Source organism: Paenibacillus sp. FSL K6-1217 (assembly GCF_045040735.1).
Taxonomy (GTDB): Bacteria; Bacillota; Bacilli; order Paenibacillales; family Paenibacillaceae; genus Paenibacillus_AQ.
On record NZ_CP150271.1, the window covers coordinates 6,426,241 to 6,448,230 of the forward strand.

At 53.5% G+C, this 21,990-nt stretch carries 22 protein-coding genes; 21 read left to right on the forward strand and 1 reads right to left on the reverse strand.

Annotation, left to right across the window (positions count from 1 at the left end; genetic code table 11):
- Positions 1-5: 5 nt before the first annotated feature.
- From MHH28_RS28280 to MHH28_RS28345, 14 genes are all read left to right on the forward strand, one after another.
- Positions 6-386: a cupin domain-containing protein gene (locus MHH28_RS28280; protein ID WP_036697305.1), complete on the forward strand. Its 381-nt coding sequence runs from the start codon at positions 6-8 to the stop codon at positions 384-386.
- Positions 387-436: 50 nt separating this feature from the next.
- Positions 437-1,402: an amidohydrolase family protein gene (locus MHH28_RS28285; RefSeq protein WP_076161951.1), complete on the forward strand. Its 966-nt coding sequence runs from the start codon at positions 437-439 to the stop codon at positions 1,400-1,402.
- 8 nt (positions 1,403-1,410) lie between these two features.
- Complete coding sequence (locus tag MHH28_RS28290; protein WP_405107948.1) at positions 1,411-2,172, forward strand: cyclase family protein; 762 nt, start codon at positions 1,411-1,413, stop codon at positions 2,170-2,172.
- Positions 2,173-2,236: 64 nt separating this feature from the next.
- Positions 2,237-2,545, forward strand: coding sequence for a TIGR04076 family protein (locus MHH28_RS28295; RefSeq protein ID WP_209878724.1), 309 nt, complete (start codon positions 2,237-2,239; stop codon positions 2,543-2,545).
- A gap of 16 nt (positions 2,546-2,561) precedes the next feature.
- Positions 2,562-3,938 carry a radical SAM family heme chaperone HemW gene (gene hemW / locus MHH28_RS28300; protein WP_405107950.1) on the forward strand — a complete coding sequence of 459 codons (1,377 nt, stop codon included), beginning with the start codon at positions 2,562-2,564 and terminating at the stop codon, positions 3,936-3,938.
- A 14-nt stretch (positions 3,939-3,952) separates the two neighbouring features.
- Positions 3,953-4,270: a carboxymuconolactone decarboxylase family protein gene (locus MHH28_RS28305; protein ID WP_051493801.1), complete on the forward strand. Its 318-nt coding sequence runs from the start codon at positions 3,953-3,955 to the stop codon at positions 4,268-4,270.
- Positions 4,260-5,639 (forward strand): radical SAM family heme chaperone HemW, encoded by a 1,380-nt coding sequence (gene hemW, locus MHH28_RS28310; protein ID WP_405107954.1) that lies wholly within the window; start codon positions 4,260-4,262, stop codon positions 5,637-5,639. The genes MHH28_RS28305 and hemW (MHH28_RS28310) overlap by 11 nt, the downstream gene beginning before the upstream one ends.
- Entirely contained in the window at positions 5,639-7,081 is a 1,443-nt protein-coding gene (locus MHH28_RS28315; protein WP_405107957.1) for a U32 family peptidase, read from the forward strand. Before hemW (MHH28_RS28310) ends, MHH28_RS28315 begins: the two co-directional genes overlap by 1 nt.
- The gene (locus MHH28_RS28320) at positions 7,078-8,256 is read left to right on the forward strand and encodes a flavodoxin family protein (protein ID WP_405107960.1); all 1,179 of its coding nucleotides are present in this window, start codon (positions 7,078-7,080) and stop codon (positions 8,254-8,256) included. Before MHH28_RS28315 ends, MHH28_RS28320 begins: the two co-directional genes overlap by 4 nt.
- Before the next feature lie 39 nt (positions 8,257-8,295).
- The gene (locus MHH28_RS28325; protein ID WP_405107962.1) at positions 8,296-9,054 is read left to right on the forward strand and encodes an alpha/beta fold hydrolase; all 759 of its coding nucleotides are present in this window, start codon (positions 8,296-8,298) and stop codon (positions 9,052-9,054) included.
- A gap of 2 nt (positions 9,055-9,056) precedes the next feature.
- Entirely contained in the window at positions 9,057-10,340 is a 1,284-nt protein-coding gene (locus tag MHH28_RS28330; protein WP_405107965.1) for a B12-binding domain-containing radical SAM protein, read from the forward strand.
- A gap of 20 nt (positions 10,341-10,360) precedes the next feature.
- Positions 10,361-11,650: a B12-binding domain-containing radical SAM protein gene (locus tag MHH28_RS28335; protein ID WP_405107968.1), complete on the forward strand. Its 1,290-nt coding sequence runs from the start codon at positions 10,361-10,363 to the stop codon at positions 11,648-11,650.
- A 4-nt stretch (positions 11,651-11,654) separates the two neighbouring features.
- On the forward strand, positions 11,655-12,953 hold the full coding sequence (gene hemW / locus MHH28_RS28340; RefSeq protein WP_405107971.1) for a radical SAM family heme chaperone HemW: 1,299 nt from the start codon (positions 11,655-11,657) through the stop codon (positions 12,951-12,953).
- 12 nt (positions 12,954-12,965) lie between these two features.
- Positions 12,966-13,772, forward strand: coding sequence for a hypothetical protein (locus tag MHH28_RS28345; RefSeq protein ID WP_405107973.1), 807 nt, complete (start codon positions 12,966-12,968; stop codon positions 13,770-13,772).
- A 1,259-nt stretch (positions 13,773-15,031) separates the two neighbouring features.
- Here the strand turns inward: MHH28_RS28345 and MHH28_RS28350 are convergent.
- On the reverse strand, positions 15,032-15,940 hold the full coding sequence (locus tag MHH28_RS28350; RefSeq protein WP_405107976.1) for a ketopantoate reductase family protein: 909 nt from the start codon (positions 15,938-15,940) through the stop codon (positions 15,032-15,034).
- 148 nt (positions 15,941-16,088) lie between these two features.
- On the opposite strand from MHH28_RS28350, the gene MHH28_RS28355 reads away from it, so the two are divergent.
- From MHH28_RS28355 to MHH28_RS28385, 7 genes are all read left to right on the forward strand, one after another.
- Positions 16,089-16,640 (forward strand): TetR/AcrR family transcriptional regulator, encoded by a 552-nt coding sequence (locus tag MHH28_RS28355; RefSeq protein ID WP_405107978.1) that lies wholly within the window; start codon positions 16,089-16,091, stop codon positions 16,638-16,640.
- Between the two features lie 505 nt (positions 16,641-17,145).
- Complete coding sequence (locus MHH28_RS28360; RefSeq protein WP_405107981.1) at positions 17,146-17,565, forward strand: VOC family protein; 420 nt, start codon at positions 17,146-17,148, stop codon at positions 17,563-17,565.
- Between the two features lie 12 nt (positions 17,566-17,577).
- Positions 17,578-18,036 (forward strand): RidA family protein, encoded by a 459-nt coding sequence (locus MHH28_RS28365; RefSeq protein WP_405107984.1) that lies wholly within the window; start codon positions 17,578-17,580, stop codon positions 18,034-18,036.
- 147 nt (positions 18,037-18,183) lie between these two features.
- Positions 18,184-19,104 carry a helix-turn-helix transcriptional regulator gene (locus tag MHH28_RS28370; protein ID WP_405107987.1) on the forward strand — a complete coding sequence of 307 codons (921 nt, stop codon included), beginning with the start codon at positions 18,184-18,186 and terminating at the stop codon, positions 19,102-19,104.
- Positions 19,105-19,197: 93 nt separating this feature from the next.
- A complete protein-coding gene (locus MHH28_RS28375) occupies positions 19,198-20,115 on the forward strand; it encodes a DUF2785 domain-containing protein (protein WP_405107990.1) in 918 nt (305 codons plus the stop codon).
- Positions 20,112-20,774, forward strand: coding sequence for a Type 1 glutamine amidotransferase-like domain-containing protein (locus MHH28_RS28380; RefSeq protein ID WP_405107993.1), 663 nt, complete (start codon positions 20,112-20,114; stop codon positions 20,772-20,774). The genes MHH28_RS28375 and MHH28_RS28380 overlap by 4 nt, the downstream gene beginning before the upstream one ends.
- A 146-nt stretch (positions 20,775-20,920) precedes the next feature.
- On the forward strand, positions 20,921-21,910 hold the full coding sequence (locus tag MHH28_RS28385; protein WP_405107996.1) for an HD domain-containing protein: 990 nt from the start codon (positions 20,921-20,923) through the stop codon (positions 21,908-21,910).
- Positions 21,911-21,990: the final 80 nt, after the last annotated feature.

The window sequence follows — 21,990 nt, forward strand, 5'->3', positions numbered from 1 at the left end:
GCAGTATGAATCAGGTGAAAGTGAATACAGTGGTCCATATGGAGGAGGTGCCGGTGGTTCATGCCAGAGGCGGGCAGATGCGTGTGCTGGCGAGTCCGGTGACTGTCGGGTCCACCCAGCTGATCATGGGCCATGTTCTGCTTCAGCCGGGAGAAGAGATCAAGGAGCATCTTCATGATTACGGCGAAGAGAATGTCTTCGTGATCCGGGGCCGGGGAACGGCGGTCATCGAGGATATTCCGCATGCCATCCGGGAGAACAGCCTGTTCATTGCGCGGAAGGGTGAGCGGCACCGGGTCGTCAATGAGGGGCCGGGCGAGATGGAGCTGGTCTTCGCCACGGCGCCGCTGGCCCCGAGGCCGGAGATTGGGCACAGAGAGGTCTAGCCTCCCGGCCTTGCAATACCAATTCTAAGCAAAGTGGTGAGAAGACGAACGTGAAGAGCGATCTTGTAATTGTAGATACTCATGCCCATTTCGCCGTCAAGGAGAACAAAAGCCTGGAGCTTAGTCTGGCCGGGGCCGGGACGGTCCCGGATTACAAGAAGCAGAAGGGCTTCGATGACTTGCAGTATCTGAAGAAGATGGTGGGGGCCACGCAGGACGGCTTCGTCGATGACAACAATCTGCTGGAGGATTACCTGAACTGTATGGCCGAGAACCAGATTGCCATGAGCTGGGTGCATCAGCTCAGCTTCGAGGATGTCTACGGCTATGAGGTGCTGTCCAATGAGAAAATCGCCGAGGCGGTCCGCGCCCACCCCGACAAGCTGCGCGGCTTCGCCAGCGTCAATCCCTACAAAGGGAAGGAGGCGCTGGCGGAGCTGGATTATGCCATTAAGACACTGGGCATGCAGGGCTTCAAGCTGAACCCCAATGATTACGGGGGCTTCGTCCTGAATGACCGGGAGCTGCTGTACCCGCTGTATGAACGGTGCAGCGAGCTGGGAATTCCGGTCAGCGTGCATACCGGGATTACGCCGGGCAGTATTTTTCGGATGAAGCATAACTACCCGATTCTGCTCGATGATGTGGCGGTGGATTTTCCCGACCTGACCTTGATTGTGGAGCATATGGGCCATCCCTGGAATGACCTGTGCTATTACATGGTCGGCCGGCACGACAATATGTATGTGACCATCACGGCGGTAGCCAATATCCTGATCCACAACAACCCGAAGGTATTCCGGATGGAGCTGGCCAAGATGATCTCGGTCTGCGGCAGCCACAAGATCCTCTGGGGCTCGGATTGGACAGTTACCCCGAACATTGCCGAGGTGCTGAATTACATGCAAAAGGTAGTGATTCCGCTGCCTATGAAGCTGATGATGGGGGTGAAGGAGATCAAGCGGGAGGATGTCCAGAACATCCTGGGGCGTAACGCACTCAGAATTATGAAGTAGGTGAGGACATGACAGTTCAGTTCATTGATTTAAGTGTGCCGATGGAGCAGAATCCGGGCGAGCTGGCCCCGTACGGGTTCGAGCAGACCGGACATCAGGAGGGGGCAGACCGCTTTGCCCGCCAATTCGACGGGAGCCGGAAGGACTTTCCGGGCGAAGAGTTCCTGAACATGGAGATGATCACCGCGTCCACGCATACCGGGACCCACTTCGATGCCCCCCTGCACTTCGGCTCCATGAGCGAGGGAGAGCCGGCAGCGTCCATTGACGAGGTCCCGCTGGAATGGTGCTTTGGCGACGGGGTGGTACTGGATTTCACCCATAAGCAAGCAGGAGAATCCATCGGGCAACAGGATATTGAACAGGCGCTTGAGCGAATCGGGTATACACTGAAGCCGCTGGATATTGTGCTGATCCGCACAGGTGCGGACCGGCATTGGGGGACCCCGAGGTACCTCACGGATTATCCGGGCATGAGCAGGGAGGCTACGGCATTCCTGACCGGGCAAGGCATCCGGCTGATGGGCATTGACAGCTACGGCTTCGACCGTCCGTTCAAGCATATGATCAGCGATTATAAGCGGACCGGGGATAACGCCTATCTGTTCCCCGCCCATTTCTGGGGACGGGAACAGACCTATTGCCACATGGAACGGCTGGCGAATCTGGACCGGATTCCGGTGGCGTACGGGTTCAAGATCGCTTGTTTTCCGATCAAGATCAGGCAGGCCGGTGCGGCCTGGGTACGGGCAGTAGCCATTATTGAGTAGCGTATTAGTGTGTAAGTGAAACGAATCACATACCAATCACATATTCCATGAGGAGGAAATACGGATGAATTATGAATTTGAACTTAAGGTGACAGGCGTTAAAGGGCATTGCCGGGCAGGGCATAAGGAAGGGGATGTCATGAAGGTCTCCCCGCTGAACGCTGGCAATCTGTGCGGAACGGCATTTCATGCGGTCTTCCCGATGCTGCTGGCGCTGAACATGGATGCGAAGCTGCCGTGGGACCCGGAAGGCAATATTGTACACTCGGCTTGCCCGGATATGCGCAACCAGATGACCATGGAGATCCGCCGTATTCCGGTGGAGCCATCGGAAGATTCCCCATATGCGGGCCGGATGCTGCAATCCAAATGAAGGGGGAGCGCACCATATGAGCAGAGCGAAGCAATATGTTGAATTGTTCAAGGAGAGAGATTCGATCTGTGTCTCGCATTATCCTGTGCCTGTCTCTCAGCACGAAGAATCTGAAGTAAGGTCGCTGATGGAGCTGGAGCAGGTGAATACCAAGGATACGCCGGTGGCTCTATATCTGCATATTCCCTTTTGCGATGCCACCTGCTCGTTCTGCCCGTTTAACCGTTATCTGAAGCGGCAGGATCAGGTGGACCGCTACCTGGCTGCTGTCCGGCAGGAGATTGACAGGTATGCGGGAACGCCGTTTGGCAGCAGCATTACCGTCTCCTCCATTAATCTCGGCGGCGGAACGCCCTCCTGCCTGTCCTCGGAAGAGCTGACCGGGGTCCTGCAATACATCAAGCAGGCCTTCCGCGTGGAAGAGGATGCGATGATCTTCATCGAAGGCAACCCGCGGAATTTCACGGCTGACAAGCTGGAGGCCTTGGCCTTGCAGGGCTTGAACCGGATAAGCGTGGGGGTGCAGACCTTCCAGGAAGAGCTTGCCGAAGTGCTGGGGCTGTACCACAGTGTCGAGGATTCATTCGCGTTAGTGAAGAATGCGCGTAACAGCGGCATTGAGAATGTTGGCATTGACCTGATGTACAATCTGCCGGGCCAGACGCTGGATCAATGGCGGGCGGATATTCTCACCTCCATTGAGCAGGACATTGATCATATCTGCGTGATTTCCTTCTGTGTGGTGCCGCATACGCAGATCGCCTCGCGTATAGCGGACGGGAAGATTCCGGGCATCGGGGATGTCTACCGGGAGATTGAGCTGTATTCCATCGCCAAGGAGATGCTGCTGGAAGCCGGATATGAGCAGTACAGCGTGATTGATTTCGCCAAGCCGGGCAAGACGGACCGCCACGCCACCCTGTACTTCTCGGAGCAGTCGCATATGATCGGCATCGGCGCGGCTGCTTTTGGCATCATTAACGGCTATATGTATATCAACAGCGGCAATCTGAATGAATATATGACCCGCGTGCAGGACGGGCTGCTCCCGGTCAATTGCGGGGAGAAGGCCGATGAGCGGGAGCTGGCGCACGGGGCCATGGCCAAGGGTCTGCGGATGCTGTCCGTTAACCGTGCCGGGTTCGTGAAGATGTTCGGGCAAGAGCCGGAGGAGCTGTTCCCGGAGACGATCGAACGTCTGGTGCAGGACGGGCTGCTGATTCAGGATGCGGAAGGGATTCGGCTGACGGAGGACGGTATTATATGGGGCAACAATGTGAGCAAGCAATTTTTCTCCGCCAAATATGCGGATTATGGGCTTCAACACCGGATGAAGCTGGCCAAGGGACGCCCGGTGCAATCGGTACATTCGGTACAATCGGTACAATCATAAGGAGGGTATAGCTGATGAGCGATATGTTGATGAGAGTTAATCCGCAGGTGGGGAACGCTTTTGAGAGCATGTGCAAGTCGATTGAGGACACGGGGACACTTGACCCCAAGGTGCGGGAATTGATCCGGCTGGCTTGCGTGGTTACAGACCGTTCTGCCTACGGCATCCGGTTGCATGCAATGAAGGCTTATGAGCTAGGGGCGAGCGCGGAGGAAGTGACGGAGACGGTGATGAATTGTCTGCCTGTGGCAGGTATTGAGGCGGTCTCTTCCGGTCTGGCTGCGGCCTTGTCGGCAGTGGAAGCTAAGCGGGGTGTTCATCATGTCGGTTAAGACCACGGCCTACGAACGCTTCTATAACGTCTATCCTCATAGAGATCCAATCTGTGTGTCCCACTATCCGAACCCTGTGACCGAGGTTGCCCCCGCTGATATCTATGGAACGATGGGCCTTGGCGGCCAGCCTCTGGCGAATAATGTGGGCGCAGTCTATGTGCATGTTCCCTTCTGCGCTTCGGTCTGCATCTTCTGTCCCTTCAACAAGATGGCCTATCAGGAAAAGCAGGTCGAGCAGTACATGGAGGCCGTCAAGGCCGAAATCGGCATCTACGCCTCATCCCCGTATGGTTCGCAGTCCACGATCAGCGCGGTGACGTTCGGGGGCGGAACGCCTTCGGCCCTGTCTGCCGAGCGGATGGTCGAGATGCTGAAGAGCGTCCAGGCGAATTACCGGGTGACACCGGATGCGCAGATCTCGTTCGAGGGCAGTCCGGCAACCTTGACACTGGAGAAAATGCAGGCCATCCGCGCCCAAGGGGCGAACCGGATCAGCATCGGCATCCAGACCTTCAACGATAAGATGGGGCATCATCTGCGGATGAGCCATGATTCCCGGCGGGCCTTCGAGGTGCTGGAGGAAGCGAAGGAAGCGGGCTTCGAGAATATCGGCATTGATCTGATGTACAACCTGCCTGAGCAGACGATGGAGGAATGGCTGGAGGATGTCCGTACGGCGGTGCGTCTCGGCATCGACCATATCACGGTATTCTCTCTGTGTGTAGTCCCGTTCACTGCGCTGTTCAAAATGATCAAGGAAGGCAAAATCCCGCCTACCGGCAGTGTCGAGCTGGAAGTGGATATGTATCTGGAAGCCAAGCGGCTGCTCCAGGAAGAGGGCTATGTCCAGTACAGCGTGTGGGATTTCGCCAAGCCGGGCTTCGAGGACCGGCATGTTCTCTTGTACTATACCCAGCAGAAGGATCTGTTCGCACACGGCCCGGCGGCCTTCGGATATGTCAACAAGCTGATGTATATCAATCAGGGGGATATCCAGGAGTACAGCGACCGGCTCCAGCAGCAGTTCCTGTCCGTCTTCATCGCCAGCCAGGCCGATGATCTGGAAGCGATGCACGGCATGATGGCCAAGGGCCTGCGGATGCTGTCGGTGAAGCGGAAGGATTTCAGCGGAATGTTCGGATTTCAGCCGGAGGAGGTCTTCGGTCAGACGATCGATGAATTGGTAGCCAAAGGCCTGCTGGAAACGGATGAGCATGAGATCCGCCTGTCGGAGAGAGGCATTGTCTGGGGCAACAACGTCTGCAAGGAATTCTTCTCGGAAGCGAACCAGCAGACCTTCGAGAGCCGTGTGAAGCTGGCACGCGGACAAAAGCCGGCTGAAGCTGCCGGAGAGGAGCTGAAGTGATGAAGCTGTCTGTCGGTACCAACTTCGATGACCGGTTGCCCATCCTGCTGAAGGATTCGCATGTGGATATCTTCTACGGCAAGCTATCCTCTGATCTGGTGGGCGGCGGGAGACCGACCTTCGCGCTGCCAACGATTGACCGGGCGAGGGTGGAAGAGCATGTGAAGCTCCTTCATGCCTATGGCTTCAAGTTCAATTATCTGCTGAATGCCACTTGTCTGGATAACCTGGAGACCACGAAGGACTTCCATTACCGCCTGCGCGAGCTGCTGGAATGGATCGGCACCCTGCAGCCGGAATATGTGACCGTATCCCTCCCGATGCTGATTGATATGGTGCGCACCGCACTGCCCGATGTGAAGATCAGCCTGTCCACCTTCGCCAATGTGAATACGCTGCGGCAGGCACAGTATTTCGAGGAAAAGGGCGTCAGCGAGATTACCCTGCCCGAGAGCCGGAACCGTGATTTCGCCTTCCTGGAGAGCCTGCGCAAGAATACCCGCTGCGAGTATCAGCTCATTGCGACCAATGACTGTATGCTGGATTGCCCGATGCGCCACAATCATGCGAACTTCCAGAGCCATGCCTCGCAGTGCAATCATGTAACGGAGGGCTTCGCGCTGGATTATTATATGCTGCGCTGTACGGAGCGCAAGCTCCAGCATCCCGAGGAGCTGCTGAAGTCGCAGTGGATTCGCCCGGAGGATATGCATATCTATGAGGAGCTGGGCTATCACAAGTTCAAGCTGACCGAGCGGATGAAGACTACTGAGAAGATTGCGGCTACCGCGCAGTCCTATTCGCAGCGGAAGTATCAGGGGAACCTGCTGAGCCTGCTTAATTCGCGGATGGCAGAGGCGGACTTCGAAATGCCCAACTTCTCGAAGAATATCAAGGAGGAGTTCGCTCCGTCCGAGAAAATGAGACAGGTCTACCGCCTGCTGTTCAGCTTCCAGGCCAGCATCGACAACGAGAGCCTGGAAGGCTTCCTGGAGGGCTTCCGCTCGAAGCGCTGCGACCGGATGGACTGTGACAAGTGCGGATACTGTGCCGAATGGGCCAGCCGGACGGTGTCCATGGCGAAGCCCGGGGACGAGGCGCTGAAGGAATTCGAGCAGCTGTTCGCAGCGCTGGCTTCGGGAAGCTTCTTCGATTCAGCGGCCGGAGGAATGAAGGTGGCCTGGAGCGCGGAAGGCGAGAGTCTGTTCGACGCGGTCATCGGGCGCAAGCCGGAATTCATCCGTGATATGGCGAGCCCTGAGATTCGCAAGAAAGCCGAGGAGCTGGCCGCAGCGCGCGGAAGCGCCCAGGTCGTAAGACATGATGTCGCCAAGGCGAACGTGCTGTGTACCCCGGCTGACTTCCGGATGTTCGCGCTTAGCGATCTGCGGTCGCTGGGCTTCGATACGGCTGAGCTGGACTTAGAGGAGGCGGCCGGATGAAGAAGATCATCGGGCTCGCCGGGTCCATGAAGAAGCGCCACAGCTCCAGTGAATACCTGCTCTCTGTTGCGCTTGAAGCCGCAGCGGAGCAGGGGGTGCAGACAGAGCTGCTGCGGCTGAATGATTACAACATTCTGCCCTGCGACGGCTGCGGCAACTGCATGAACGGCAAGCACTGCCACCTGCTGAAGGACCCGGAGGACCAGTTGACGGAGCTGTACGATAAGCTGAAGGAGGCGGACGGCTTCGTCTTCGCCTCCCCGGTCTATGCGCTCTCGCTTCCGGCCGTCTGGAAGAACTGGATCGACCGCTGTGAGCCTTGCAGTGACGAGGATCTGGACTTCGAGTACTACAATTATGACCGGGTAGCCGGGGTGAAGGGCAAAGCATTTAAGGGCAAGGTCGCCGGACAGATTGTTGTCGCAGCGGGACCGGGGCATGAATGGGCGCTGGCCTCGCTGATGCCTTGCTTCACAGCGATTAAGCTGTCGATGATTGCCAGCGCAGGCATCAGCCTGATTGAATATGACGGCCAGCCGGGCATCCGCAAGCGCTCCTGGAGCAAGCCGATTGAAGAAGCGGAGGAGGCCAAGATGATGGCCCGGGCTGTCGGGATGCGTGTAGCCTCCTCCCTGGGCTTCTCTTACTTCGACCTTCCCGGGCAGGCGGGAGGGGGGCAGGTGAACGGTGAGCCGGGGGAGAGCCACGGGCAGGGGCAAGGGCTGGCGAGCCTGGAGCAGAGCGAAGCCTGGTCTGCCTTCACGGTGCAGGACGTCCGGGATGAACAGATCACGCTTGGCGAGCTGGCAGAGGAGCGGCCGCGCATCTTCGTCATCGGTGATCAGCAGGCCAGCATCCGCTGCGGGCCGCTGCTGGAGCAGCTGAAGCGGCAGTTCGGCGGGAGCGCAGTCTGTGCGCTGATTGCGAGGGTGGGGCAGCTCCCCCACTTCATCACCCATGAATTCGTGAAGGAGAAGACAAGCCAGACGGTTCCGGGCTTCGAGCTGTATTATGACTGGGAGGATAAGCTGGCCTCGCGCTGTTTTCTGGCGCCCGGACAGCCTGCCATTCTGGTAGGCCGAAGCCGCAGGGAATGGCGGCTGTTTGCAGTAGATGAAGCGGAAGGCCGGGATATAGACCGGGTTGTGGACTATCTGGAGGAAGCCGTCGTATGAGCGGCCCGGCCGGGAAGTTCAAGGAAGGAACCAAACGATATGTTGAAAACTAAAGGTACACCTTTATTTTACAGCCGGCAGGGTGCCGGGGAGCCCGTGCTGTGTCTGCACGGCAACCGGGACTCTTCGCTCGTCTTCGGGGACCTGGCCCGGGCGCTGGAGCCTCATTATCAGGTGCTGCGCGCGGACTTGCGCGGACACGGCCAGTCGGAATACTCCGGTCCGGCCTTCACCCTGGAGGATATGGTCGATGATATTCTCAGGCTGCTGGATGAACAGGGGCTGAAGCAGGTCACGATTGTCGGGCATTCCCTGGGCAGCACGCTTGCGCTGCTGCTGTCCGCCCGTGAGCCGGACCGGGTGAAGCGATTGGTGCTGATGGGGGCCGCCGCTACCTTTGCGGTCCCGTTCAAGCGGCCGGATCACGGGGAAGAGATCACGCCGGATGCTGTGCGGCGGACGAATGCGGCGGCGGTTCCGTATTTTTTCACCGCAGGCCATGAGGAGGTTCAGCATCAGATTCTGGAGGGCTGGTCCCGGCTGCCTGCCGCGACCCACCGTCTGATGATTCAGATCAAGCATCCCGATCTCCGGCCGATCCTCCAGGGTATCACGCAGAGAACGCTGATCATAAGCGGGGAAGAGGACCGGATTACGCCGCTGCACAAGGCCCTGGAGCTGAACCGGTACCTGCCGGATTCCCGGATGCATTCGGTTCCAGGCGCGGGACACTTTATGTTTCTTGAGAAGAGTGAAGACGTAGCCGCTGCCATGCTTGCCTTCCTCAAGGGGGAGTGAATATGGGCAGAGTGCTGCTGATCTCGGCGAATACGGAGAAGCGGCCGCCTGTATTCCCGCTGGGTCTTAGCTATATTCACGCCAGTCTTGTCGCTTCCGGCTGGGAGGCAGGCATGCTGGATATGACCCAGCTGGAGTATAACCGGGAGACCGTTACGGATTACCTCAATGCCTATATGCCGGATTATGTCGGTCTATCCATCCGCAACCTCGATAACTGCTGCATGCAGTACCCCCGGAGCTTCGTGGACCAGGTCTGTGCGATGGTCGATTGGGTCCGGGGATGGAACTGTACCGTCCGCATTATTCTGGGAGGGGCGGGCTTCTCGCTTCTGCCCCGGCAGTGGCTGCAGGAGACAGGAGCAGATTACGGCATTGTCGGAGACGGCTGTGACAGTATCGTGGAGCTTCTGGGCCAGCTGGAAGCGGGGCAGATGCCGTCCGCAGTGAGCGGGCTGATGTTCAGAACAAGGTCCGGGGAATGGAATTACTGGTCGCCGTATGCGCCGGAGCAGCTGGATCAGGAGTATTTCCCGAGCCGCAGCGGATTTCTGCACAGCTATGATGTAGAGCGGAAGGTCCGTCATAATGTATTGACCAAAAGAGGCTGTGCGCTAAGCTGCACCTATTGCGCTTACCCGTCACTGGAGGGCCGGGCGGTCCGCCTGCGCTCACCGGAGGGGGTGGCCGATGAGATTGAGCAGATGGCGCTGCAGTATGACATCGGTTCATTTGACTTCGTGGACAGTGTGTTCAACTATCCGCTGGAGCATGCCGAAGAAATCTGCCGTGAGCTGATCAAGCGCACGCTTTCGTTATCCTGGGGCTGCTTCCTGAATCCGAGGTTCTTCACGGAAGCATTCGCCGGGCTGCTTAAGCAGGCCGGGTGTACAGAGGTGGAGTTCGGGATTGATTCCGGCAGCGATATCTGCCTCAGATCCTTCAAGAAGAATTTCCGGCAGGGCGAGATCCGCAAGGTGGTCCAGCTCTGCCGCAGCCAGGAGCTGGACTTCAGCTTCTGCCTCCTGATCGGAGGGCCGGAGGAGACGCCGGAGACCCTACGGGAGACGCTGGATCTGATGGAGGAGCTTGCGGTTCAGCGTATCTTCGGCTTGTTCGGCATCCGTATTCTGCCGTCCACTGATATGTATAGCTATGTGGGTTCACCGGAGCCGGATGATCTGCTGCATCCGAAGTTCTTCATGTCCCCGCAGCTGAGTCTGGAGCAGGCGAACCGCATCTGTGCTCCGTACCGGGAGCGTAACCCGGACTGGATGTTCATTTGAAGGAAGACAGGGTGGAGCGAATGATGAGAATACTGGTAGTGTCTACGAATACCCTGCTTCGGCCGATGCCGGTTCTTCCTGTCGGGGCGGGGATGGTCTACTCGGCCCTCACGGCTGCCGGATTTAGCACCCGTTTTCTGGATCTGGCCTTCGTAGCTGAACCGCTGCAGGCGCTCCGCGAGGAGCTGCGGGTCACCGGAGCGGATCTGATCTGCCTCTCGGTGCGCAACATCGATAACCAGGTGATTCAGCAGCCGGAGAGCTATTTTGCTTTTATACAGGAAGTCATGCAGGTATGCCGTACTTGCAGTTCAGCCAAGGTAATGCTTGGCGGGGCTGCAATGCTGGTGATGCCACTGGAGCTGGTGCAGGAGCTGGGGGCGGACTACGGAATCAAGGGGAGCGGAGGCGAAGCGGAAGCGGTGCGGCTGGCCCGCGAGATAGAACAGGAGAAGGCCCCTGAGACGGGTACGGTACGTAATGCAGATCCAGCCTATCATCCGGTGTACAGCCGGATTCCGCCGAAGTCGCTGTTCGCTCCGCAGTATTTTATCCCCAATCCCCGCATCAAAAAAGCCTCGATGGGCTATCAGGCCTCCAGAGGCTGCAGCCGGCACTGCATCTATTGCTCGGAGGGCTACATGAATTCCGGTGCCTGCCGGATTCCTGCGGAGCAGTTCAGCGAAGATATGAAGATTCTGGAGACCGATTATCAGGTGCATAATATTACTTTTGTAGACGGAGTGTTCAATCATGAGGTGGAGGAGACGGTGGAGTTCTGCCGGCTGATCGGCCGCACCAGCCCTTCGCTGGAATGGAGCTGCGCGCTGACTCCGGCCCATGTTACAGAGGACCTGATCCGCTCGCTCAAGGAGACCGGCTGCCGCTTCGTGGATATCGGGGCCGACTCGGGTTCACGGCAGATGCTCCGGCGGATGGGCAAGCAGTTCACCCCGGAGCAGCTGGTTGAGCTGGGACGCCTGCTGGAGCAGTATCAGCTTCCCTACTCGGTATCGCTGCTGTTCGGCGGCCCGGGGGAGAATGAAGAGACGGTGCAGGAGACGGTGCAACGGGTCAATCAGATGAATCCTGTCTATATTCTGGCAAGTCAAGGCATCCGCGTCTATCCGCATACCGCACTCTACAACATCGCTCTGCAAGAGCAGGTAATCCATCCATCGGATAACCTGCTGTTTCCGGCCTACTATCAGTCCAAGGATTATAGCGCTGACCTGCTAACCGATGCTCTGTCCGCTTCACGCCATATTTATAAGGATATGCTTATGAATTCAATTGGAGGAAGGACTTGATAGAATGAACAAGCCTGTATATCCGTTCCGTGAGATCGGGATCGGACATTATCCCATGGGGAACACTCCGGTGTCTCCGGAGGACAGCAAGCACCTGCCGTCCCTGATGAACCTGAATCAAGCTGCGGCAAGCTCCAAGCTGGCCTATGTACATATTCCGTTCTGCGATTCCATCTGCCCGTTCTGCCCGTACCCGAAGGCATTCAACGAGCAGGGAGCCCGCCAGGAATATCTGACTGCGCTGTTCCGCGAGCTGGAGATGTACGGGGAGACGCCGCAGATCCGCAACTGCTCGGTGGAGGCGCTCTACATCGGCGGCGGGACGCCCAGCGTACTGGATGAGGAAGAGATCACCGCTCTATTCAAGCAGCTCCAGGCCACGCTTCCCCTGCACAGCGTTGAAGAAATCACGTTCGAAGGCAATCCCGCCTCGTTCACCGCTGCCAAGCTGAAGCTGCTTCAGGCGCTTGGGGTGAACCGGATCAGTCTCGGGGTGCAGACCTTCAACGATGAGCTGGGCAGACGCCTCGGGCTGCTTCAGACGGGTGAGGATTCCCTGCGCAGTATTCAGGATTCCAGAGCAGCCGGGATCACCAATGTCAGCCTGGACCTGATGTACAATCTGCCGGGCCAGACGATGGAGGAATGGCTGGAGGATCTGGCGAAGGTAGTAGAGCTGGACATTGGCCATGTCACACTATTTCCGCTGAAGATCATCCCCGGCTTCGGTCTGGCTAAGCGCATTGCCAGCGGCGAGCTTCCGGCCTGCGGCGGTCTTGAGCTGGAACAGCAGATGTATGTGGAGGCTTGCCGTTATCTGGAGTCGCAGGGCTATTCGGTGGAATCGACTTATGATTTCGTACGGCCGGGAGGCCATCATGTGTATAGCCGCAAGCATTTCGACGATTACCTGGACCTGCTCTCGGTGGGGCTGGGGGCGTTCGGCGATGTGGGCGGCTATGCCTACCAGAATGTTAAATTACTCCCTGAATATGTGAAAAAAGTTACATCCGGCGACCTTCCCATTGCTTTAGGCTACGAAGTGAAGGCAGAGGATCTGCCCAACCAGTTCCTGGCGATGGGCCTGCGCCGTACGGCGGTTGACCGCCAGCAGTTCCGCCGCAAATTCGGCGTTTTCCCGGAGGAGCATTTCCCGGAGCTGTTCGATAAGTTCGTCAAGGAAGGGCTGGTGGAGATCCGTGAGGATACCATCGCGCTGACGCGTTTCCACGGGTTGTTCTGGGGCAATAATGTATGTAAGGAGTTCTGCGAGGAACAGATCAAGATGGCTTTTCCAAAATAATGGAGGGGTACTATGAACAGCAAAGTAACCAAAAACGTCTTCTATGAGGATCTTCAGGAGGCCGGGAAGTTCGGGGAGCTGGAGCAGCGTCTCATGGGCGAGTCGAACCTGCCGGGACCCCGGGCGAATCTGGGCGCAGCTTCCACCTTCGCGGATGCTTTCGCGTCGGATTGGGTGGCCAGCGAAGCCTGGGAGCTGCTTATGCAGTGGACCGGCAAGACGGAAGCCGAAGCGCCGACGGATGATCCCCGCGAGTTCCTGCCGTTCTGCGCACTCCAGGCAATGGGCAGCTATTACCGCTATGCGGAACCTGCCCGCCAGGAGATCATTCTGGAGCGTTGCCGGGCGGCGATGAATGACGCCCGCTGGCGGATGCGCGAGGCGGCAGCAATGGCGCTGCAGCGCATCGGGGAGCAGGACTTCAGCGCGCTCCGCGCCTTGTTCGATGGCATGAAAGGCACGGCCAACGCGCTGGAGCAGCGGGCATTCGTCGCCGCCCTGGCCCACCCGCCGATGCTGAAGGAGCAGGCCAATGTCCTGTATGCGCTGGAGCTGTCCGAGGAGATCCTGGACCAGATTGCCGCCGGACAGACCCGCTACGGTGCGGAAGAATTCCGTGTCCTGTCCAAAGGTCTGGAGTACGCCCTTAGTGTCTTCGTAGAACGCGCCCCCGAAGCCGGCTTCAAGATGCTCGCCAAGTTCGCGGTAACCGATGACAAGCGGATGCAGAAGATCGTAAAGTCCAACCTCGGTAAAGCCCGCCTGGCCAAGAAATTCAGCCAGGATGTGGAGCGCATTCAGGTGTTGATGAATGCCTGATGGGGGTAGCGGGGAGGTGAGTGATGCGGCCTCGTGGTGGATTGGAGGTGCAGCGTATTGCTCCTGGGAAATATGCCCTTAGAGAGAGCGAATCCGTCTTAGTCCACCCAAGTCTGCTCCTCCATGCTCCTTCGCGGACCTGAGGGCCGTTATTTTTAAACAAACATTGTTTTTTGCCGCTAGGCGGACTGTGGTGCGCTTATTGTCTCTCTGCGAGGCATTTTCTGGTGGCATATCCATCAATAACGGCCCTGTAGTCCGCGAATGCTGGAAAAGTTGGATTTTTCGCGGAATAAGGGCCTCTGAGTCCTCTTGGGAGAGCGAGAGAGAGCACCGTGCTGAGGGCCTAGTCAAGTAAAGGTAACAGAGATAGTCGGCCTGCATACTAAAGTATGCGGTCCGGCTTATTTGCAGTGTGTTGTAAGACCCCGGCCGATACCGTGTGGAGACAATTTAGGATTATGCAGAATATGGCCGAAGAGGTACAATAGAAACAAAGAGCCGGTGCGAATGCCAAGCTTCCATGAAATCCCCGGGCGTTTCGCACCTCAGAATTTGTCGAAACTCTCAGGAATCAAGGGAGTACTTGAATAGTCAAGCGTGGACAGATACCTTTTCGAGATTGGAACAAAGGGATATATAGTGTATGTATAGGGAAAAAGCATAGGTTATGCTGTTTTCCGCTGTCGCACTCTACGTGAGTGCGTGGATTGAAATAACATCATCAAGCCCTGCGAAGATAATCTGGTTGTCGCACTCTACGTGAGTGCGTGGATTGAAATTTCATCTCCGCCACATCCCGCATCACCTTAAGATCCGTCGCACTCCGTGTGAGTGCGTGAATTGAAATCCATAAAACGGTAAAAAGCTATGAAGTGAGCCGGAAGTCGCACTCCGTGTGAGTGCGTGGATTAAAATTCCCCGTGGTTCGACATGCCGGACTACCGTATGAAGGTCGCACTCTGTGTGAGTGTGTGGATTGAAATAGCTCGGAAGAGAAGGCGAAGCTGGCCGGACTAACTTCGCACTCCGTATGGAGTGTGTGGATTGAAATTTGGGATTACGTGCATCCTGCCAGCCGGCATACACCGTCGCACTCCGTATGGAGTGCGTGGATTGAAATGCACCAAAAAGGCCGACCGCTATGCGACCGACCAAGTCCACACTCTGTGTGGAGTGAGTGGATTGAACTCCAGAATTATTCTGTTTCGATAAATATCTTAAACCCTTCCTATCCTGATACATCTGCTTTGTATTTTTCAGTTTTCCAAAGCCGCAGTAAGACGCGGCAAAGGTACACCTAGCCTTTGCGCTTCCCGTACAACTTCAAGTATCGCAAAACCTGCTTTACTATTGTTGTATTCCATGAAAAGGCGCGGCAAGCTACCCTTTGCAAAAACCAGCTTGTTAAAAAGCGTGCCGAGCAGTGCCGGCGGGATCTTAGTCAACAGCAGAGAAGTCATATCAGCGTTTCCGCCTCTGGCTTTTATTACAGGGATAATCTCCCTCATATTCCTGCCAACATTTGCGAAGGACTGGCTATCATTCATGAGTGCCGCAAAACTTCCCAGTCTCAACACCTCGGTTTCCATTGCTGCATTCATCGCGAAGTGATTCCATAGCCAGCTTTGCATGTCCTTGATCCAGTTAATTTTAAAATGGGCACTTTCAAATAGCGCTTTGACCAGGTTGTTAATAGGTTCAGTGCCTGCCCGTGGCTGTTCCAGAAACAGCATTTTTAAAAAGCCGCCTCTAAGCCTGTTGTCCTCAATGCCACCGCCGCCTCCCGGGAACCCAAAGACCACATTGTCCATAGACAGGGGTGAGATCGATGATTTCAAATCCTGCCAAAGGTTATTGAAGATGAGAACAGGCGTGCTCCCAGCAGTAGTCGATAATAGTTGTGTTGCTGCCGGAAGCTGCTCCGTGTTGACACTCACAATAATGAGATCATAATTTGGTCGAATCTCTTCGTGTAATTTGACGTTCCAGCTTTCTTGGATAAGCTGCTTCCCTCTTCTTGCGTCCCACATTTCAAGCTCGATGCTGCTGCCGAAGGCTTCTTTTCTTCCTGGTCTAACGTAGAACTCCACGGTGTGCCCTGCCTGTTCAAAAGCCCAAGCATATTGGGTCGATATAACACCTCTGCCGAAGAATAAAATTCTCATATTAGCCTCCTGAGCCTATATATTAATCCTTGTTGATAATCCAACAACGTGTTGTATAATGTCATTGTATAGGTCCGCTATAGGACCATCAACCATCAGATTTTTAAGATCTGTCGTATAATCGATGAACAGAAACTGGAGGCCAATAATGAATAAGCAACCTGAAATTACGGATAAAACAAGGCAAACTTTTATTAATGTATTCTGCGATTTATATAGCCAGAAACCAATTGAAAAAATAACCATCCAAGAGATCGCGAAACTATCAGGATATAACCGTAGCACCTTTTATCAATACTTTACGGATATCTATGAGTTGTTGGACTACGTGGAAGAGCGTGTCTTTACATCCATTAAAGAGGAAATGGCAACCGGAGAGTTCTCCACTCATTCTTTCCAAGACGCACTGCAATGCCTGGAAAATGCAGAGGAGATTTCAGTTCTGAAAGCCCTCTTGGGCGACTATGGTTCTGTTCATTTCATTGAACGTCTGAAAAGAGAAATTCCCTTGGAGAGATTGATTGTGGACCTTCCGGCAGATGAAGCATTAGCACCGTATATCATTGAGTTTTACATATCCACACTAATGTCGATGTTTCGCCTTTGGATACGGAATGACAAAGATCTGTCGTCGGAAGAATTGGTCAAGCTGGTAGATACCCTGTTTACAAACGGGATTGGGACTACGGTGATTCCTTAATGTTTTAAGATATCGCTTATTCGAAACCGATAGGTTGAAAAAACTTAGAGGATAGGATGCCATGAAAGCGTTAAAATTCATGTACTATCAATTTATAAGGGAACCGCTATGGTTTAAAGTTTTTATATCTTTGACTTTACTTGCTTCTATTCTCTTTAGCAGTTCATTGTTTTCGAATTATGTCTATTCTAATATTATTGCCAAGCTAGCGGCCGCAATCTTCTTTTGCTCTTACGGAATCAAAATGCGCAGGAACCGTCAAATTTCTGTTATTTTCTTTGCGCTAACTGTTCTGAGTATTATTCTGGCACTTATCCAATTCTCAGAACTAAACTAAACCAATAGCAGCAAGTACCAAAAATGAAAGGTCATGAATTTACACATGCAGAGTTAAGGAAGAGACTCAAAGGTTCGACGAGGGTTTAACCGCTATGGTGGATGGCCGGTTTACCGATAATGAGAAGACTTGGAGCACTCAAACGAATGGCTGTAATGAGCCTAACAAATGATTCAGTCCATTGTACATATTGCTTTGGTCGTAAACGATTATGATGAAGCCATAGAATTTTATACAAAAAAGTTGAATTTCACAGTAGTAGAAGATACGTATCAGCCGGAGCAGGATAAACGGTGGGTGGTGATTTCGCCTCCTGGCTCTGTGGGGACTACGATCTTGCTTGCCAAGGCGTCCAAACCTGAACAAGAGCAATTTGTCGGTAACCAAACGGGTGGGCGGGTATTTCTGTTCCTGAACACCGATGACTTTTGGAGAGATTATAAGGACATGGTCTCCAAGGGCATTGAATTTGTTAGAGAGCCCCAAGATCAATCTTACGGAAAAGTAGCTGTCTTTAAAGATTTATACGGGAATTTGTGGGATCTGCTGGAGTTGAATGAGGATCATCCGATTGCTAAACGTAAGTGAGGAGATTGAAAAATGACTGAACAAACAGTGGCTAGTAAAATAGCAACATTAGGCATCGTTATCCCCCATGCAAGCGAACCCGCAGCTAAATACGCAAACTTTGTAAAAGTAAACGGGTTATTGTTCGTTTCAGGTAAAGGACCTACGGGGACGCCTAAAGGTAAGTTAGGTCAAGAGTATACCACCGCAGAAGGTTATCAGTTTGCACGACAAACGGGGATTGAAATTTTGGCTGTACTACAAACAGCTTTAGATACACTGGATAAAGTAAAACGAGTGGTTAAAATTCAGGGCTTTGTTAATGCGGTCGCCAGTTTTGAAGAGCATCATAAAGTGCTTAATGGTTGTTCTGATCTGATGCTGGATGTTTTCGGAGAAAAAGGTATCCATGCCCGTTCAGTCTTTGGAGCTGTTTCGGTTAGAGACAATCTTCCCATTATCATTGATTCAATATTTGAGGTTGAGGAGTAAGGGAGGCCGCTGTACGATATTCCCGAGCAGAGCTCGACAGGAACATCCAACGGTGCCCTGCTCAGCTACTATTTGAAGATATCCATTTGGTTGCTAACCATATCCCACCCAGAGGAGGAAGACGCGACTTAGCGTCACACACCAATCATGCGAGTCAACCGATTACTCTCCATGCTGCTGATCATCTCTGGTCAAGGTACGGTAACGGGCAAGGAGCTTGCTGAGCATTTCGAGGTATCCTTGCGGACGATCTACCGGGATATTGAGCAAATCAGCGAAGCCGGCATACCGGTTGCAGCGACCAGCGGCAAGGGCGGAGGATACTATATTATGGACAGCTATAATGTGAGCAATCTCTTTCTTAATGGGGATGAAGCTCATACGTTTGTAGCTGTAATGAAGAATTTACACGGCTTGTTTGGCCGGAACGAAGCTTTTAACGACATCCTGCTGAAGGTTGAACATACCTATAAGCGGGACTCCAATCAGGATAAACTGACTCTGGATTTGTCCCATTTCAGCATGGAGCAGGAGATTAAGGAGTACCTCGGGATCATAAGTGAGGCCATCACGGAGAATAGGCTGCTGGTGTTCGATTACATTAACCGGGATATGGAATACCTGGAGCGAACAGTCGAGCCGGGCTGGATTGACTTTCGTCACGGCCATTGGTATGTGATCGGCTTCTGCCGGGTCAGAAACGACTACCGCAGATTCAAGCTTGTGCGGATCAGGCAATTGGAGTTGGGGATGTCATTTGCCAAAAGAGATTTGCTGGATGCGCGGATTGCCGAGGTCATTGAACACAATTATTCGCAGGCGGGCATACAGGTTGTGTTGAGATTCACTTCGCGAATTGGCGCGCAGCTTACCGAGTATTTCGGGAAAGAGAAGATTAACCGGAATGAAGATGGCTTCTATCTCGTTACGGATACTTTTCCTCATGAGGAGGGTCTGTTGAAATTCATTCTAAGCTTCGGCAGGGAGTGCGAGCTGTTGGAGCCTCGGGGATTACGGGCCGAGCTGCAGCAATATATGCAAAATATGCTTTTATCCTACAATGACTGACGCCCTGGTGTCAGTCATTGTGTTTTATAGTAGGGATATTGACGGGAGAAATACATACCGCCGCTATAACTAGGTTAGGAGTGAAGCGATTAGATGAAAGCCTGCATTTTGGACGAAAATATCAATGAATGGGGTACGAAGGACACACGGACAGAACTGATACACAAGCTGCACAGATTGGAGGAAGAACAGTATATCCTGCGAGAGGGAGAAAGCTTCCAAGACTTCACCGATCTGATGCTGATGCATATTGGTGACCCGGAGCCTGAGCTTCGTGAGCATATTTACTCTACCTTTTACATATGGCTGAAGCGCGATAATAAGCTCACAGATGAGGAAATGCGGCATCTATTAACTGTCTTGATGGACGACCAGCATTTGTTCTACCGGATAGGAAGCGAGGGCGACCACAGTGTGCTCACCAGGGCATTCGCGGTTTTGCCTATCGCTCTTATTATGCAGCGGGACAGGATTCATCCGTTCTTGACGCCAAAAGACTTCCAGTATCTAAAGCAGTCGTTGCTACGCTACTACCAGGAGGAGAAGGATCTGCGCGGTTATCTGGCAGCCGAAGGCTGGGCTCATGCCGCAGCTCACGGGGCAGATGCCCTGGAGGAGCTGATCCGCTATAAGGAAAGTGATATTGCGGTGCAGCATGAGGTGCTTAAGGCGATTACAGGGATGCTGCATAACGGCGTCCGGATTTTTGACGAGGAGGAAGATGAACGTATGGCTAGTGTTGTGGACACGATGATCTGCGAAACCCTGCTTCCGCAGCAGGAGATTGCCGACTGGATTCATAGCTTGTCGCAGTGCATGGAATGGCCGGATACACGCGCACAAAGAGTCGCCAGAGTGAATGGGAAAAATATCGTGCGCAGCCTGTATTTCAGAACGATTGCCCGGAATGACGGGAATTATCTTACTCTCACCAGCGCCATGCTGACGGCTGAAGCTCAATTAAACTGCTTTAACGAGGCAAATCATACATATGGAGGTAACGAAGCATGAGTACTCACTATTATTTCAGTTGGTTTAATGGCATTTTGCCAGAGGGGCTGATGCAATGGTTGCAGGAGGATATTCAAGACAGACAATCGCTTGTTATGATTAGCGCTCAACCGTCTGATTTTGATGATGAGCAGATTAACTTTGAGGATATAACAGAATGGACATGGCTCCATCAGGCTAATCTTATGTTTGATGAGTCTCATTACATCGATTACCGCATGCAGAAGGAAGAGGCCCGGCAATGGATTCAGAACGCGTCGGTCATTTTTTTATGCGGAGGAGATCCTGTTCAGCAGAACGATTTTTTGGCGGAATATGAATTAACAGATGTGATTAAGAACAGTGCAGCCGTGATCTTGGGGGCCAGCGCCGGTTCGTTGAACATGTCTGCCAAATGGGTAACCTCGCATAATGCCGCTCATTCAGTGGAAATAGATACAATTCAGGATGGGTTGGGCTTTAATTCGTTTGCCTATGAATCACACTCGCAACGCGACTATGCCTCGTTCGTCCAAGGCTACCTGTTTCCCTTATCGGAGGAGATTGATGTATATGCGGCAGAGCAGGAGAGTGCGATTCGTGTAAAAGACGGCAAAATCGAAATAATGGGTCCGGTCTATTTAATATCCCGCTCGAAGATTCAGAAAATAAGTGTATGATTACCGAATAGTACCCGATTGCGTGACCAATTATTATGTGTTTGAAATACAGTTGGAGCTGTTTCGGTTAGAGACAATCTTCCAATCATCATTGATTCAATATTTGAGGTTGAAGAATAACGGAGAACCCAGGAGGAACCATTGGAATGGACTTTCGGTTAAGACTTGATGGTGCGTTAGACGAAATATATGAACCGCTGTGGCAGTTACGGATTCAGCTCACCGATGAAGAAAAAGCGCTGCTCCGAAGCAAAAAGGTGCGGCGGCTTCATTACATTCGGCATGGAGGAGCTTCTTTCATCAATACCCACCATACCTACAGCCGCCTACAGCATACGTTAGGTGTATTTGCGCTTACAGCGCATTTTGAGCCGGATAATCATACGTTGCGGGCAGCTGCATTGCTGCATGATATCGGGCATGCGCCTTTCAGTCATACACTAGAATCTCTTCCAGGCGTCGATCATCACGAATGGACGCGGGAGGCCGTGTTCTCTGAGGAGATCGTTGACATCCTAGCCCGTGCAAATATTCGTACATCAGAGGTTATGGACTATATAGATGGATCAAAGCGAAGCCTATTGAGGAACAAGGACGGGGTTCTTCATGCAGATCACCTGGACTCCTTGCTCAGAAGTGCATTTGTCGGCGGTTATCAGACCATATCTACTGGTGAACTTTTAGAAGTGATGAGCTATACAAATGAAAATCTCCAGTTCACACTGGAAGCTGGTGAGCGTGTCACCGGACTCATTTGGGAAGAAGCTCGTTTACAAACTTCGCCTGCTAACATCGGCGTAAACGCGATCATGAGGAGGCTGGTTAGCCGCTTAGTACATAAGGACGCATTCGAAGCAGCGAAGTTGCCAATCATGACAGATACGCATATCGAGCAGTTGCTTTATAGTGGTCCAGACACACGGGAAGAGTATGAGAAGTTGCTCATGGAATCATGGCGAATTCACGTGTCGCGGGAAAAGCCTGCTTTTCCAGTGGAAACGGCAGTACTGAGTAAGCTCTATCTCGCAATGCCGCTCATCCAAGGTGTTGTAATCACTGATATTTCGCAAGACTGCCTCGCTACGATCAACCAACTTACAGAGCTGCTAGGCACATACTACGTTTGGTGGGAGTGAAAGTATAGGAAATGTGCATCAAACCTTTCTCGAATAATCACACTCTGGGCTTCTGTGCATATAATTGTTGAGGTGAATAT